The organism is uncultured Bradyrhizobium sp. (genome assembly GCF_947648125.1).
Lineage (GTDB): Bacteria > Pseudomonadota > Alphaproteobacteria > Rhizobiales > Xanthobacteraceae > Bradyrhizobium.
The window spans coordinates 260165-272844 of sequence record NZ_CANSMR010000007.1 but is presented as its reverse complement, the minus strand read 5'-3'; the positions used below and the strand labels follow the sequence as shown (position 1 = coordinate 272844).

Sequence of the window (12680 nt, the reverse complement as noted above, 5' to 3'; positions counted from 1 at the left end):
CAGGAGACCCGCATGTCCCAGCGTCCAACGTCACAGGCCCCGGGCCTCAATCGCCGCCGCATAGGAGATGCGGTCGTCACCGTGTTGAATGACGGCTACCTCGATCTCAGCTTCGAGCTGCTTGCCGATATCACCGTGGCGGAGGCCGAGGCGATGCTGGCCACCGCGCATCGTCCGCCCGACCCGCGCTTCAGTGTCAGCGCATTCCTGGTGCAGGACGGTACGCGCACCGTCCTGATCGACAGCGGCGGCGGCGGCTTCAACGGCTGGGGCGGCAAGCTGCCGGGCGCGCTTGCCGCCGCAGGGGTTGCTGCCGGCGAGATCGACGCGGTGCTTCTGACCCATGCGCATCCCGACCACATCGGCGGTCTCGTCGGCGCAGACGGCACTCCCGTGTTCGCGAATGCAGAGCTGATCCTGTCGGATGTCGAGCTGGCTTTCTGGGCGGATACCGCGCGCGCCGACGCCGCTCCGGAGAGCCTGCAACCGATGTTCGCGCTTGCCCGTGCAGCCTTCGCGACTTACGGCAAGGCCCTGCGCCCGATCGGAAGCGGCGAAGTCGTACCCGGCATCGAATTCGTTGCGCTTCCAGGCCACACGCCGGGCCATGGCGGCTACAGGGTGTCGTCGGGAACCGATACGTTGCTCGTCTGGGGCGATATCACCCACGTGCCCGATGTGCAGATCAAGCGGCCGGAGGTCACCATCGCCTTCGACGCGGATCCCGATCAGGCCCGCACAACGCGCCTGAAGACGCTCGATATGGCAGCAGCAGAGCGCACCTTGATCGCGGGGCCACATCTCAACTTCCCCGGCCTGATCCACGTCGTCCGGTCAGGTACCGGTTTCGACTATTATGAAGAGCCATGGTGCCCCGCGCTGATCTAGAGCGCCGTCGCGCAATCGGTGCGTGACCTCAGACGGTCACCACCACCTTGCCGACCTGCGCGTTCGCCTCCAGGAAGCGATGGGCCTCCACGATGCTCTCGAACGGGAAGGTCCGCGCGATCCTCGGACTGAAATGCCCGGAGGCGAGGCCTTGGAGCACGAACTCCTTCGCTTGCCCGAGCTTGTCATCCCGAGACGTGACCTCGAACAGCTCATAGCCGCGGATGGTCAGGTGACGCCCCAGCACAGCCATCAAGGGCAGCGGTGTCGTGTCCGGGCTCAGCGCGCCGTAGATGAAGATGATGCCGCCGACCGCGGTTGCCTGCGCCAGCTTCTCGAACGCCGGGCCACCGACCGGATCGAACACAACGCGCGCGCCCTTGCCGTCGGTGATGCGCAACAATTCGGCTGTCACATCCTGTTCAGCGGTGGCGATGACGTGCGCGGCGCCTGCGGCCTTCAATTCGTCCGCCTTCGACGACGTTCGAGACAGCGCGACCGGCAATGCACCGACGTAACGAGCCACTTGAATGGTCGCCAGGCCGACGCTGCTCGCTGCGGCCGGAATCACGACGACGTCGCCTTTGGTGATCCCTGCAATGTCGATCAGCGCACCCCAGACGGTCACGAACGGCATCCAGATGGCCGCGGCCATCTCCCAGCTCAGCCAGCGCGGATGCTTCACGACCGCTCTCGCCGGCGCGATCACATCCTCGCCGTACATGCCGTATTCGGCGAAGCTGAACGCCGGAATCACGCTGACGGCGTCGCCGACCTCGAAGCCGTCGACGCCATCGCCCACGGCGTCGATGATGCCGGCGGCCTCATAGCCGAGCTGCGCGGGAAACACCGGCGCGGACACATAGGCACCAGACCGGTACATCACCTCTGCCCGGTTCAGCCCGATGGCCTTGGTCTTGATGCGAACCTCGCCGACACCGGGCACTGGGATCGGGATGGTTTCGATCTTCAGCACCTCCGGGCCACCGACCTGATGGAACCTCACGCTCTTCGACACGCCGTCGTCTCCTGATGTTCATGGCCACCTGACGCAGCGGCCTGATCTATCTGGAGGGCAGTACCCAGGTGCGCTATACTGTAAAAATTAGCCGGTACTATCCGAAAGCGTAGTGTCCACGATATGCAGAAGCAGAGACGATACGATCTGGTGCCCGGCTGCTCGATGGAAGCAGCGGTCAACTTGATCAACGGCAAGTGGAAGTCGGTGATCCTCTATCACCTGCTCGACGGCACCCAGCGGTTCAACGAACTGCACCGCCATCTGACCGGTTGCACGCCGCGCCTCCTGACCAGGCAGCTGCGCGAGCTGGAGGAGGACGGACTGATCCAGCGGACCGCCTATCCGGTGATTCCTCCGAAGGTCGAGTACAGCCTGACCGAGGAGGGACGCTCACTTGGCCCACTGCTGCTGCAGCTCCGCGATTGGGGTCAGGGCTGGCTGAACCGGCGCGGCCGCAAGACCCTCGCCGATCGGGTGCTCGATCAATCCGGGGCGCCTCACTAGCGGACGAACGAATCCAACCGGTCGCGATGTCCGTGCTGCATCAATGCGCCAGCAGCAGCCCCGCCCCGCCGATCATCAGCACGACGTAGAACGCGAACACACTGCCGACCCATTTCCAATCGATCTGTCCGTGTTCGGGGCTGAGGCCTTCGATGATGCCGTGCATGATGGTTTCCTTGAGAAGTCGCATGAGCAGCGTATAGACGGGCCCCCGAGCACGTCATGTGACTCACTTCACACTTCAAAATCGCGGAGCGGACCCAAGAGTGACTGGCCCAGAACTGAAGAAACTGCGCGAACATCTCGGCGAGGCACTCGGCCGGAAGCTGACGGCGGCGGACATGGCGAAACTGTGCGGGCTGCCGGCGGCCGGCGGCGCCGAGAAACTCCGCAGATGGGAAGTCACCGGCCCGACCCCGAAGGTCGCAGGCCTGCTGCGCGTGCTGGCGATGGCGAGCGAGCACTATCCGATCCTGGAGAAGTTCGACGTGTTCGATCGCCACGACGTTCCGGTCAAGGATCGCGCCGCACGCCGCCAGGCGTTCCGCGAGCAGATGCGCGACGACGTGCGCAAGCGATTGGACTAGCGGACGGCCTGGTTAACGGAGCAAGCGCGTCGCGCACGGTGCGTTAAGCATTCCGTCATTCCCGCTTAAGCGTTCGTTAGGCACAACAAAACGTTTCACCGCAAAGGGTGCGACTTAACGTGCCAAGTCGTCATTCGGTGACAGCATTTTATTCAAATGCGGTCTAACGCATCGCCATGGATGGCGCCATTCACGCTGCGCCTCATGACTTGTCCGGAGACTGCCCCATGAAGAAGTTCCTGCTCGCAACCGCAGCCGCAGCTGTCGCCATCGCTGCCTTTGGCGCGACCGCCCAGGCTGCCGACCTCGGCTCCCGTGGCTATTACCAGAAGGCGCCCGCGCCTGTTTACGCCGCGCCGCTCTACAACTGGACCGGCTTCTATCTCGGCGGCCATCTCGGCGGCGTGTTCTCGCAGAACAACACGTTCAACGGCCTCGCGCTGTCGGACTCCAGCGCCCGCTTCATGGGCGGCGTCCAGGGCGGCTACGACTGGCAGCTGTCGCCGATGTGGGTGATCGGCCTCGAAGGCCAGTATTCCTGGGTCGGCGGCCATCAGCTCAACGCGATCTTCCCGGGCGGTTACGTCTACAACAACAATCAGCGCGGCATCGCGTCGATCACTGGCCGCGTCGGCTACACCTGGGGCCCGGGCCTGATCTATGTGAAGGGCGGTTACGCCTATTCCGACAACAACGAAACGGTGACGCTGGGCGGCGCGCCGATCGGCTTCGCGCTCAGCGACAACCACAGCAACGGCTGGACCATCGGCGGCGGCGCCGAATACATGTTCGCGCCGAACTGGTCGGCCAAGGTCGAGTACCAGTACTACGACTTCGGCGACAGCCGCTTCACCGCACCGGGCGCGCTGGTGCCGGTCGGCAGCTTCCACAATGACGAGCACACGGTGAAGGCGGGCCTCAACTACCGCTTCAATCTCGGCAACCTCGGCGGCCCCGCTTACGGCCGCTACTGAGATTACTGATCACCACAACCATGAGCGGAAAGGCCGGCTCGCGCCGGCCTTTTTGCATCCGATCGCGCGCATCTGTTCCGCACTGCGAACCAACACCGCGTTGGCACGCGGCAGCCGCGAAAAATCCCGCAGATCGTCGCAATTTTCCCGATTTTGTTAACCCGCCGCACCGATACTCCCGCGCCGGGGAAACATCCAAGAGTAGTGGCCAAGAGTATGGCCAGGGGGCACGGGGCAATGGCGTTTCGGTTCAAGCTCGGCAAACCAAATCTCAAGCGTATCCATCTGCCGCAGATGGGCGTCAGGGGCAGCCTGTTCGCGGCGTTCGCCGTGATCGCAGGCATGGCGCTGGTGATCAGCGCAGGTGCCGGCATCGTGCTGCATCAGCTCGGCGGCACCATGAGCGATCTCTCCGGCCGCGACATTCCGCGGCTCGCCGCGAGCCTGCAGCTTTCCGCGCAGAGCGCCTCGCTCGCAGCCCAGGGGCCCGGCCTGCTCGCCGTGCAGAGCGAGGATGCGCTGAACGATCGCACCAAGAAGGTGCAGGAGGTCGCGCAGCAAACCAATGCCAAGCTTGGCGAGATCATCGAACTCGGCGCCGACAAATCCGTCGTCAGCGCGCTGCAGGAGAACGTCAAGAACACCGACGAGGCGACCAAGAGCCTGATCTCGGCGGCGCATGAGCGGCTCGACGTCGGCGCGCTGCGCGACAAGCAGTACAACGCGCTGCGCAAGGCGCAGGGCGCCTTCGTCTCCGCCGCTGGTCCCGCGATGCTCGACGCGCAGACCCGGCTCAACGCCATCCTTGGCGCGGCCGATGTCTCCGCCGACGCTGCCACCGAAGCGGCCCGCACCGTCGGCCAGATCGGCAACGTGCTCGCGGCCGGCAATCTGATGGCCGCCGACATGACCGCAGCGCTGTCGGCCAATTCCAGCGAGACGCTCGATGCGATCGAGGCGGAGTTCAAGAAGGGCCGCGAGCGCGTCAAGTCCAACCTCGAGGACCTGCCGAACAATCCGGCGATCGTTGCCGTGCGCGACACCGCGCAGAAGCTGCTGGTGCTCGGCGAAGGCAAGACCGGCGTGTTCAAGATCCGCCAGAAGGAGCTCGACTCGATCGATTACGGCCAGACCATCCTGGAAGAGACCCGCAAGCTCAATGTCGGGCTCGGCATCAGCGTCCAGCAGCTGGTCGACGCCGTGCAGAAGGAGACCGACTCCGCGACCTTCCAGGCGCGGCAGCAAATCTCGCTTGCCACCACAGTGATGATCGGATTGGGCGCGCTGACCTTGGTCGGCTCGTTCCTGTTCGTCTGGCTCTATGTCGGGCGCAACATCCTGCGCCGCATCCGCGGCCTGCAGCGCTCGATGCAGCTGCTGTCCGACGGCGACCTCGACACCGAGATCCCGCAGAGCCGCCAGCGCGACGAGATCGCCGTCATGGCCGACTCGCTGCAGGTGTTCCGCGAGAGCATGATCGAGAGCCGCGAGCTCACCGAGAACCAGAACAAGGACCGCTCCGCCAAGGCCGAGCGCGCCTCGCGCATGGAGAAGCAGATCACGACGTTCGAATCGACGGTCCGCACTGCGCTCGGCAGCCTGCAGACCGCGGCGAACTCGATGCAGTCGACCGCGCAGAGCATGTCGGCGACCGCCGACCAGTCGAGCGCATTGGTCAATGCGGTCGCCTCGGCCGCCGAGGAGACCTCGGTCAACGTGCAGACGGTATCGGCCGGCACCGAGGAGCTGTCGTCGTCGATCTCCGAGATCGGCCGCCAGGTCGTCACCTCGGCGGAGATCGCCCGCAAGGCGGTCGAGGAAGCCAGCGCCACCGACACCACGATGCAGGGCCTCGCCGACAATGCCGCGCGCATCAGCGTCGTGGTCGACCTCATCCAGACCATCGCCTCGCAGACCAATCTTTTGGCGCTCAACGCCACCATCGAGGCGGCGCGCGCCGGCGAGGCCGGCCGCGGCTTTGCCGTCGTCGCCTCCGAGGTGAAGAACCTGGCGAGCCAGACCGCCAAGGCGACCGAGGAAATCCGCCAGCAGATCGTCAGCATGCAGGAGGTGACGACGACGGCGGTCACCGCGATCCGCAACATCTCAAGCACGATCGGCGAGATCAACGACGTCACCACCGCGATCGCCGCCGCGGTCGAGGAGCAGGGCGCGGCGACCCGCGAGATCGCCCGCAACATCCAGCATGCGGCGGGCGGCACCAGCGAGGTGTCGAGCAACATCGTCGGCGTCTCGACCGCCTCGGCCGAGGCCGGTGCCGCGGCCGGCGAAGTACTCAGCGCCTCGGACGCATTGCGCCGCGAGGCCGACGTGCTGCGCTCCGAGATCGACGGCTTCCTGTCGAACATCCGCGCGGCGTAGCAAGGTTACGCGTCGTTCCGGGATGGTCCGAAGGACCAGACCCGGAACCTCGAGATTCCGGGTTCGATGCTGCGCATCGCCCCGGAATGACGGGCGTATTTGTAGATTCCGTCCGTTTGATCCGGGCTACGGAATTCCAGCTCTGGGCCCCCCATTCTCCGGACGACTATCTGATTTTTCGGCTGGCGCGGCGGCCCGGGGCCCGCTAAGTCGGTAGCATGCATACGAAGACCGACAGCCTTCCCTCCTCGGCGGAGGCACTGCGATACCCCTGGGAGAACCATCCCGGCCACGACCAGGTCGTGGAGGTGGCCCCCGGCGTACTGTGGGCGCGGCTGAAGCTGCCGTTCCGCCTCAACCATGTGAACATCTATCTGCTCGCCGACGGCGACGGCTGGACCATGGTGGATGCCGGCTTTGGCAATGAGGAATCGATTGCGGCCTGGACCACGCTGTTCGAGGGACCGCTGAAGCACGTCAAGGTCAAGCGGCTGATCGTGACGCATTCGCATCCAGACCATGTCGGTCTCGCCGGCTGGATCACCGAGCGCTTCGACTGCCCGCTGTACATGTCGCAGGTGGAATACCTGCAGTCGGTCTATCACCAGAACCGCGGCACCGAGGAGCGGCGCAACGCACAGCGGCTGTTCTTCCGCCGCCACGGCATGGACGAGGACCTGACCGAGAAGCTGCTCGGCCGTGGCCAGGATTACCTGAAGCGCGTGTCGGTGCTGCCGCCGTCCTATCACCGCCTCACCCATGGCGACGAGGTCGTGATCGGCACGCGGCGCTTCAAGGTGATCACCGGCGGCGGACACGCGCTCGACCAGGTGATGCTGTATTGCGCGGCCGACAAGCTGTTCCTGTCCGCCGACCAGGTGCTGAGCAAGATCTCGCCCAATGTCAGCGTCTGGGCAGTCGAGCCCGAACAGAATTCGCTCGGCGAATATCTGGCCTCGCTGGCGAGCCTGACCACCACCCTGCCCTATGACGTGATGGTGCTGCCCGGCCATGGCGTGCCGTTCTACGGGCTGAAGACCCGGATCAAGCAGCTCGCCGATCACCATGAGGAGCGCTGCCGGCTGATCGCCGAGGCCTGCCGCGAGGTGCCGCAGACCTCCAAGGAACTGGTCCCGGTGGTGTTCCACAAGCACGTGCTGGACGAGCACCAGATGGGCTTTGCCGCCGGCGAACTGGTCGCCCATGTCAATTACATGCTGGTCGAGGGTCGCCTGACGGCGGAGATGCACGACGACGGCATGCTGCGCTTCAAGACGACCTGAGCGCCGGCCGGGCCGAAATGCCCCGGGCAATTTGACCGAAATCAAGCCGGATCGACGGCCGCTAGGGCAATTTGCCCAACTGCAACGCATGCCCGGATGTGGGCCAATGCATGGACATTAGAGCTGGAAAAGCTCTAAGAAGAGGCAGCTTTTCCGGTCAGGTTCCGCTTTCTGGGTTCGCCGATGAATTACAGCCAGTTTTTCCAAACCGCCCTCAACCGCCTGCATGACGAGCGGCGCTACCGTGTGTTCGCCGACCTCGAACGGATCGCGGGACGCTTCCCGCACGCGACCTGGCATTCGCCGAAGGGCAGCCGCAATGTCGTGATCTGGTGCTCCAACGACTATCTCGGCATGGGCCAGCACCCCAAGGTGGTCGGCGCCATGGTCGAGACCGCGACGCGCGTCGGCACCGGCGCCGGCGGCACCCGCAACATCGCGGGCACCCATCATCCGCTCGTGCAGCTCGAGGCGGAGCTCGCCGACCTCCATGGCAAGGAAGCCTCGCTGCTGTTCACCTCGGGCTATGTCTCGAACCAGACTGGCATCTCGACCCTCGCCAAGCTGATCCCGGACTGCCTGATCCTGTCGGACGCGCTGAACCACAATTCGATGATCGAAGGCGTGCGGCAGGCCGGCTGCGAACGCCAGATCTTCCGCCACAACGACGTCGCGCATCTCGAAGAGCTGCTGATCGCCGCCGGTCCCGACCGGCCGAAGCTGATCGTTTGTGAGAGCCTTTATTCGATGGACGGCGACGTCGCGCCGCTCGCCAGGATTTGCGATCTCGCCGAGAAATACGGCGCCATGACCTATGTCGACGAGGTCCATGCGGTCGGCATGTACGGCCCGCGCGGCGGCGGCATCGCCGAGCGCGACGGCGTGATGCACCGGATCGACGTGCTCGAGGGCACGCTTGCGAAAGCGTTCGGCTGCCTCGGCGGCTATATCGCGGGCCGTGCCGAGATCATCGACGCGGTACGCTCCTACGCGCCGGGCTTCATCTTCACCACCGCGCTGCCGCCGGCGATCTGCTCGGCCGCGACGGCTGCGATCCGCCATCTGAAGACCTCGAACTGGGAGCGCGAGCGCCACCAGGACCGCGCCGCCCGCACCAAGGCGATCCTGACCGCGGCCGGCCTGCCCGTGATGTCGAGCGACACCCATATCGTGCCGCTGTTCGTCGGCGACCCCGAGAAGTGCAAGCGTGCCTCCGACCTGCTGCTCGAGGACCACGGCATCTACATTCAGCCGATCAACTATCCGACGGTCGCCAAGGGCAGCGAGCGGCTGCGCATCACGCCCTCGCCCTACCATGACGACGGCCTGATCGACGCGCTGGCCGAGGCCCTGCTCCAGGTCTGGGACCGGCTCGGCCTGCCCCTGCACCAGAAGTCGCTGGCCGCCGAGTAACCCTATCCGTTTCCAACCCCGAATTTGGGCCGGCCGTGCATCGCGCGGCCGGCCCTTTGCGCTATAATCCTGACACCCGGCCCTCCCAGCGGCGGGGACAGGAGATGAGCAGCGATGCTGCACGACTGGGGCGTTATCGCCACGGCGTTTGCCTACATCGGATTGTTGTTCTTCATTGCCAGCCGCGGCGACCGGATGTCGGCGGGCGCGCGCGGCCGTGCCAGCCAGTGGATCTATCCGCTGTCGCTGGCAATCTACTGCACCTCCTGGACCTTCTTCGGTTCGGTCGGCTTCGCCACCCGCACCAGCGTCGACTTCCTGGCGATCTATGTCGGCCCGATCGTGATGATCGGGCTGTGCACCCCGCTGCTCCGTCGCGTCATCGCGCTCGCCAAGTCGCAGAACATCACCTCGATCGCCGACTTCATCGCCGCGCGCTACGGCAAGAGCCAGGCGGTCGCGGCCACCGTGGCGCTGATCGCGATCATCGGCTCGGTGCCCTACATCGCGCTGCAGCTCAAGGCGATGGCCTCATCGCTGGAAACCATCCTGAGCGAGGATCAGGCGTTCTCGAAAATCCCGATCATGGGCGACATCGCGCTGATGGTGACGCTGGCGATGGCGGTGTTCGCGGTGCTGTTCGGCACCCGTCACACCGACGCGACCGAGCACCAGCACGGGCTGATCCTGGCGATCGCCGCCGAGTCCATCGTCAAGCTGGTCGCCTTCATCGCCGCCGGCGCCTTCGTCACCTTCTGGATGTTCTCCCCGGTCGAGCTCTACGAGCGCGCCCTGAAGACGCCGGAGGCGGTACGCGCGATCGAATATGTGCCGTCGATCGGCAATTTCCTGATCATGACGCTGCTGTCGTTCTGCGCGGTCATGCTGCTGCCACGCCAGTTCCATGTCAGCGTGGTCGAGAATTCGACGCCCGCCGAAGTCACCCGGGCGCGCTGGCTGTTCCCGCTCTACCTCGTCGCCATCAACGTGTTCGTGACTCCGATTGCGATCGCGGGCCTCGTCATCTTCCCATTCGGCGCTGTCGATGCCGACATGTTCGTGCTGGCGCTGCCGATCGAGGGCAATTCGCAGCTGCTCAGCCTTGCGGTCTTCGTCGGCGGGCTGTCGGCGGCGACCGCGATGGTGATCGTCGAATGCGTCGCGCTGTCGATCATGGTCTCCAACGACATCGTGCTGCCGCTGGTGCTGCCGCGCAGCGATGACGCCCGCGCCGGCCAGAAAGACTTTGGCGATTTCCTCCTGAAGGCACGTCGCTTCTCGATCTTCGCCATCATGGTGATGGCGTATTTCTACTATCGCGCGCTCGGCAACACCCAGCTGGTCGCGATCGGCCTATTGTCCTTTGCCGCGATCACCCAGCTCGCGCCGGCGTTTTTCGGCGGGCTGTTCTGGCGGCGCGCCACCGCACGCGGCGCCATGGCGGGCATGCTGGTCGGCTTCGCGACGTGGCTCTACACGCTGTTCATCCCGAGCTTCCTGGAAAACTCGACCACCGGCCTGATGCTGCTGCAGCACGGGCCGTTCGGGCTCGAGGCGCTGCGGCCGCAGGCGCTGTTCGGCGCCGACCTGCCGCCGCTGCTGCACGGCGTGCTGTGGAGCCTCGCGCTCAACATCGTCACCTACGTCGTGTTCTCATTGGCGCGTGCGCCGTCCTCGATCGAGCTGTTGCAAGCCGACGTGTTCGTGCCCAACGCACTGGCCCCGATCGCGCCGAGCTTCCGGCGCTGGCGCACCACGGTGACGGTGCAGGACATCGAGAGCACGGTGACGCAATATCTCGGCCCCGACCGCACCCGCGAGGCGTTCGCCTCGTTCGCCGTCGACCGCAACGTCGTGCTGCTGGCATCAGCGCCGGCGGATTTCGAGCTGCTGCAGCACGCCGAGCGGCTGATCGCCTCCTCGATCGGGGCGGCGTCCTCGCGCCTCGTGATGTCGCTGCTGCTGCAGCGGCGGACGGTGTCCGCCAAGGCCGCGCTGAAGCTGCTCGACGACTCGCACGCCGCGCTGCATTTCAACCGCGAGATATTGCAGACCGCGCTCAATCACGTGCGCCAGGGCATCGCGGTGTTCGACGCCGATCTGCAGCTGATCTGCTCCAACCGCCAGTTCTCCGAATTGCTCGCGCTGCCGCCGCATCTGGTACAGCTCGGCATACCCCTGCCCGAGATCCTCGAATTCATGGGCGCGATCAGTCCGCCGCCGGCCGGCGACAGCGACAACCTGCTGCAACTGCGGCTGCGCGCCTACACCACCGAGGGCGAGCCCTATCTGGAGCGCTTCACCGATCGCCATCTGGTGATCGAGGTCCGCGCCAACCGCATGCCGGGTGGCGGGCTCGTCATCACCTTCTCCGACGTCACGCCGAGCTTCGAGGCCGCGGAGGCGCTGGAGCGCGCCAACGCGACCCTGGAAAAGCGTGTCCGCGACCGCACCGAGGAGCTGACGCGGCTGAACTCGGAGCTCGCGCTCGCCAAGGGCATCGCGGAGGACGCCAACGCCTCCAAGACGCGCTTCCTCGCGGCGGCCAGCCACGACATCCTGCAGCCGCTCAATGCGGCGCGCCTCTATGTCACGAGTCTCGTCGAACGCCAGAACGGCGGCGAAGATTCTCGACTGGTCGAGAACATCGACGACTCGCTCGAGGCGATCGAGGACATCCTGGGCGCGCTGCTCGACATCTCGAGGCTCGATGCCGGCGCCATGACGCCGGCGATCACGAGCTTCCGAATGGCCGATCTGATGCGCTCGCTGGAGATCGAGTTCATGCCGATCGCCCGCGACAAGGGCCTCGATCTGCGCTTCGTGGCCTGCTCGCTGCCGGTCGAATCCGACCGCTCGCTGCTGCGCCGGCTGCTGCAGAACTTCATCTCCAACGCGATCAAATATACCCCGCGCGGCCGCGTGCTGATCGGCTGCCGCCGCCGCGGCGACACGCTCCAGATCAGCATCTTCGACACCGGCGTCGGCATTCCCGTGCAGAAGCGCGGCGAGATCTTCAAGGAATTCCATCGCCTCGAGCAGGGCGCCCGGATCGCCCGCGGCCTCGGCCTTGGACTATCGATCGTCGAGCGGCTGGCGCGCGTGCTCAACCATCGCATCGCGATTTCGGCCAATGTGAGCGGCGGCTCGGCGTTCTCGGTCACCGTGCCGGTCGCCACCGCCGTCAACCATACCGCGGCCGTCACTACCGCCACGCCGCTGTCGAAGACGCCGATGAGCGGCTCGCTGATCGTCTGCATCGAGAACGATCCCGCCATTCTCGACGGCATGAAGACGCTGCTGACGGCGTGGGACGCCGAGGTGATCGCGGTGCTCGATGCCGACGGCGCGATCAGCGCGATCGAGGCTGCCGGCGGCCGCGTCACCGGCGTGCTGGTCGACTATCATCTCGATCGCGGCAACGGCGTCGCCGCGATCCGCGAGATCCGCCGCCGCTTCGGCGACGGCATTCCGGCGATCCTGATCACCGCCGACCGCAGCCCCGCGGTGCGCTTGGCCGCACGCGAGGAAAACATCGCGGTGCTGAACAAGCCGGTCAAGCCGGCCTCGCTGCGCGCGCTGCTCGGACAATGGCGCACCCAGCAGATGGTGGCGGCGGAGTAGCCTT

Annotated in this window: 10 protein-coding genes; 8 read left to right on the top strand and 2 right to left on the bottom strand. The window is 65.6% G+C overall.

The window, feature by feature from the left end:
- Positions 1-12 precede the first annotated feature (12 nt).
- On the top strand, positions 13-888 hold the full coding sequence (locus Q0030_RS15940; protein ID WP_298368652.1) for an MBL fold metallo-hydrolase: 876 nt from the start codon (positions 13-15) through the stop codon (positions 886-888).
- Between the two features lie 28 nt (positions 889-916).
- Here the strand turns inward: Q0030_RS15940 and Q0030_RS15935 are convergent, their stop codons facing one another.
- On the bottom strand, positions 917-1906 hold the full coding sequence (locus Q0030_RS15935; protein ID WP_298368650.1) for a zinc-dependent alcohol dehydrogenase family protein: 990 nt from the start codon (positions 1904-1906) through the stop codon (positions 917-919).
- 123 nt (positions 1907-2029) lie between these two features.
- Between Q0030_RS15935 and Q0030_RS15930 the strand changes: the two genes are divergently transcribed.
- Entirely contained in the window at positions 2030-2413 is a 384-nt protein-coding gene (locus Q0030_RS15930; protein ID WP_298368648.1) for a helix-turn-helix domain-containing protein, read from the top strand.
- Between the two features lie 40 nt (positions 2414-2453).
- Here Q0030_RS15930 and Q0030_RS15925 read toward each other — a convergent pair whose 3' ends face one another.
- On the bottom strand, positions 2454-2579 hold the full coding sequence (locus tag Q0030_RS15925) for a hypothetical protein (RefSeq protein WP_298368646.1): 126 nt from the start codon (positions 2577-2579) through the stop codon (positions 2454-2456).
- A 100-nt stretch (positions 2580-2679) separates the two neighbouring features.
- Between Q0030_RS15925 and Q0030_RS15920 the strand changes: the two genes are divergently transcribed.
- From Q0030_RS15920 to Q0030_RS15895, 6 genes are all read left to right on the top strand, one after another.
- On the top strand, positions 2680-3000 hold the full coding sequence (locus Q0030_RS15920) for a hypothetical protein (RefSeq protein WP_298368644.1): 321 nt from the start codon (positions 2680-2682) through the stop codon (positions 2998-3000).
- 227 nt (positions 3001-3227) lie between these two features.
- Positions 3228-3974, top strand: coding sequence for an outer membrane beta-barrel protein (locus tag Q0030_RS15915; protein WP_298368642.1), 747 nt, complete (start codon positions 3228-3230; stop codon positions 3972-3974).
- 237 nt (positions 3975-4211) lie between these two features.
- Positions 4212-6356: a methyl-accepting chemotaxis protein gene (locus Q0030_RS15910; RefSeq protein ID WP_298368640.1), complete on the top strand. Its 2145-nt coding sequence runs from the start codon at positions 4212-4214 to the stop codon at positions 6354-6356.
- Between the two features lie 218 nt (positions 6357-6574).
- On the top strand, positions 6575-7639 hold the full coding sequence (locus Q0030_RS15905; protein WP_212317191.1) for an MBL fold metallo-hydrolase: 1065 nt from the start codon (positions 6575-6577) through the stop codon (positions 7637-7639).
- A gap of 183 nt (positions 7640-7822) precedes the next feature.
- Positions 7823-9052 (top strand): 5-aminolevulinate synthase, encoded by a 1230-nt coding sequence (gene hemA, locus Q0030_RS15900; protein ID WP_298368637.1) that lies wholly within the window; start codon positions 7823-7825, stop codon positions 9050-9052.
- A 114-nt stretch (positions 9053-9166) separates the two neighbouring features.
- Complete coding sequence (locus Q0030_RS15895) at positions 9167-12676, top strand: PAS domain-containing hybrid sensor histidine kinase/response regulator (protein WP_298368635.1); 3510 nt, start codon at positions 9167-9169, stop codon at positions 12674-12676.
- Positions 12677-12680: the final 4 nt, after the last annotated feature.

Excerpts from the sequence above, each read along its gene's own strand:
- Q0030_RS15940 (WP_298368652.1), top strand. The coding sequence starts at position 13 with ATGTCCCAGCGTCCAACGTCACAGGCCCCGGGCCTCAATCGCCGCCGC.
- Q0030_RS15930 (WP_298368648.1), top strand. The coding sequence starts at position 2,030 with ATGCAGAAGCAGAGACGATACGATCTGGTGCCCGGCTGCTCGATGGAA.
- Q0030_RS15925 (WP_298368646.1), bottom strand. The coding sequence starts at position 2,579 with ATGCACGGCATCATCGAAGGCCTCAGCCCCGAACACGGACAGATCGAT.
- Q0030_RS15915 (WP_298368642.1), top strand. The coding sequence starts at position 3,228 with ATGAAGAAGTTCCTGCTCGCAACCGCAGCCGCAGCTGTCGCCATCGCT.
- Q0030_RS15910 (WP_298368640.1), top strand. The coding sequence starts at position 4,212 with ATGGCGTTTCGGTTCAAGCTCGGCAAACCAAATCTCAAGCGTATCCAT.
- Q0030_RS15905 (WP_212317191.1), top strand. The coding sequence starts at position 6,575 with ATGCATACGAAGACCGACAGCCTTCCCTCCTCGGCGGAGGCACTGCGA.
- hemA (WP_298368637.1), top strand. The coding sequence starts at position 7,823 with ATGAATTACAGCCAGTTTTTCCAAACCGCCCTCAACCGCCTGCATGAC.
- Q0030_RS15895 (WP_298368635.1), top strand. The coding sequence starts at position 9,167 with ATGCTGCACGACTGGGGCGTTATCGCCACGGCGTTTGCCTACATCGGA.